The organism is Pseudomonas sp. AL 58, from assembly GCF_036348395.1.
GTDB lineage: Bacteria > Pseudomonadota > Gammaproteobacteria > Pseudomonadales > Pseudomonadaceae > Aquipseudomonas > Aquipseudomonas defluvii.
The window spans coordinates 1-1,737 of sequence record NZ_JAZBQR010000052.1 but is presented as its reverse complement, the minus strand read 5'-3'; the positions used below and the strand labels follow the sequence as shown (position 1 = coordinate 1,737).

Annotated in this window: 3 protein-coding genes and 1 pseudogene; all 4 read right to left on the bottom strand. The window is 63.8% G+C overall.

The window, feature by feature from the left end; genetic code table 11:
* Positions 1-332 (bottom strand): annotated as a pseudogene (locus tag UIA24_RS22980) (baseplate J/gp47 family protein); the annotation flags it as partial.
* On the bottom strand, positions 322-717 hold the full coding sequence (locus UIA24_RS22975; RefSeq protein WP_371917257.1) for a phage GP46 family protein: 396 nt from the start codon (positions 715-717) through the stop codon (positions 322-324). The gene UIA24_RS22975 and the pseudogene UIA24_RS22980, both read right to left, overlap by 11 nt.
* 7 nt (positions 718-724) lie before the next feature.
* Positions 725-1,216: a phage baseplate assembly protein V gene (locus tag UIA24_RS22970; protein ID WP_330524038.1), complete on the bottom strand. Its 492-nt coding sequence runs from the start codon at positions 1,214-1,216 to the stop codon at positions 725-727.
* On the bottom strand, positions 1,213-1,737 hold a 525-nt coding region (locus UIA24_RS22965; RefSeq protein ID WP_442963068.1), incomplete at its 5' end, for a phage baseplate assembly protein. The genes UIA24_RS22965 and UIA24_RS22970, both read right to left, overlap by 4 nt.

Sequence of the window (1,737 nt, the reverse complement as noted above, 5' to 3'; positions counted from 1 at the left end):
CGAAAGCGCACACCGTCATCACGCTGCAGCAGCACGCCTGCATCGAGCAGCGCCGAGGCAGCACCGGTAAAGGTCGCGGCACCACTGGAAACCACCGCCTCCAAGCGGTCACGCTTGAGCCGCACCCGGGCCATTCGCCGCAAGGTGTCTTCATCCGCTGTGTCCGGCAGGATCTGCGCGGCGATGTATTCCTGATGCCCGTAGCGCCCGAAGGAAGCCGCCGCCTGCACCCGAGCCAGCACCTCGGCGTCGGATCGCAGCAGGGCCGAGCCGCCCAGGTCAGACTGCGCCCGGCTGATCAGCGCGGGCAAACTTGGGGTTTCAAACGGCATTGATCACCACCCATAAATTCTCAAATGGAACGTCGATGGTTCGGCCATCGCGCAAGGTCAACACCACCCGCATTGCCAGCCGGTCAACACCGCGTGTCGTCGTTACGCCGACCGCCGTAACGCGCCCGTCTTCCAGCATCCAGGCCAAGGCCTCGCGGGCGAAGGCTTGAGCATCCCGCTCGGTGTCCGCCGTCAGCGTCCGCCGACGCAATAGCCACAGGCGTGAGCCAATACGGTCGTTGGCCTGCGTGGGGAAACTGTCGCCCCACCAGCCAAAGCGCTGGGCGTCATCGAGCGGGTCATCAGGGCTTGCACGGCGCCAGGTCAAAAGACTGATCTCTGTTGCCCGACGCCAAGCCCGGTCGGTGTCGTCGCTTTCAATCAGCGGCATATCACCCTCCTGCCACTGGCTTTTTGTCCGAGCCTTCATGAACGTGCTGCATCTGGCTCACACCACCAGCCACCTGATCGCCCGCTGACTCGATACGGCCCGTGGTGCGAATCACCGGGGTGTCAAACTCGACGGCGGTGTCGGCCTTGACCTTGAGCGTCAGCGTCTCGACCTCGATCACCCGCCCGCGCTTGAAGTGCAGGCGGTCGCCCTCGTCGGTGTACAACGCCACCTCGCCACTTTTCAGCCCCTGCAGGCGAAACTGTCGATCCGCGACACACACCACCACGCCGTGCGAACGGTCGCCCCCCACAAAGAGCGCGATCCCCTCGGCGCCCGGGTGCGCGTTTGAGGTGAAACCATACGGCTCGAAGTGCTCCATGCCGCTTTTCACTTCACCGGCCAACAGGGTCATCTGCAGGCTTTGCAACTTGCTCGTGGCCTTGACTAGCGTGACCACGCCCCGGGCCAAAATCTGTTTTAGTCCGCTCATTGCTCGGGCTTCCAATCTGCTGGGATCAAGTATTCAAAGTTGTCCGCCTTGCCGCCCTTCTTGAGCTTGCGGCTGTTGTGCGGGTCTTTCGGCTCAGGGTCGAAGCTGTCCGGCGGGGCCACCGTGATGTTGGCCACGGTGCCGCTCTCATCCAGGCTGTACTGGATTTCACTGATGAGCATGTCGCGGTCGATACCGACCCAAGGGTCGACCACCCGCACAATCATGTTGTGCAGCCACAGCGCCCCGTTCGACTGCCGCCAGCCCTGCACCTTGTACTGCAGGGTCAGCGCCTTACCCATGCGGCTGCCGCGCTCCCAGTTCGCCCGCGCCTCGGCAAGGCTGGGGGTCATCTGGCCGCTTTCGTGAATCATCAGCACCCGCTTACGCGCCGCACGCGGGTCCGTGACTTCAGCCTGCACCTCGGAGGCCTTGGCGCCGTGTTCGTCATCCGTGCCCGAACGCTGGCCAACAACCTTGTAGTCGGAGAACACCCCGGAAAAGTCGAGCGACGCCGAGCC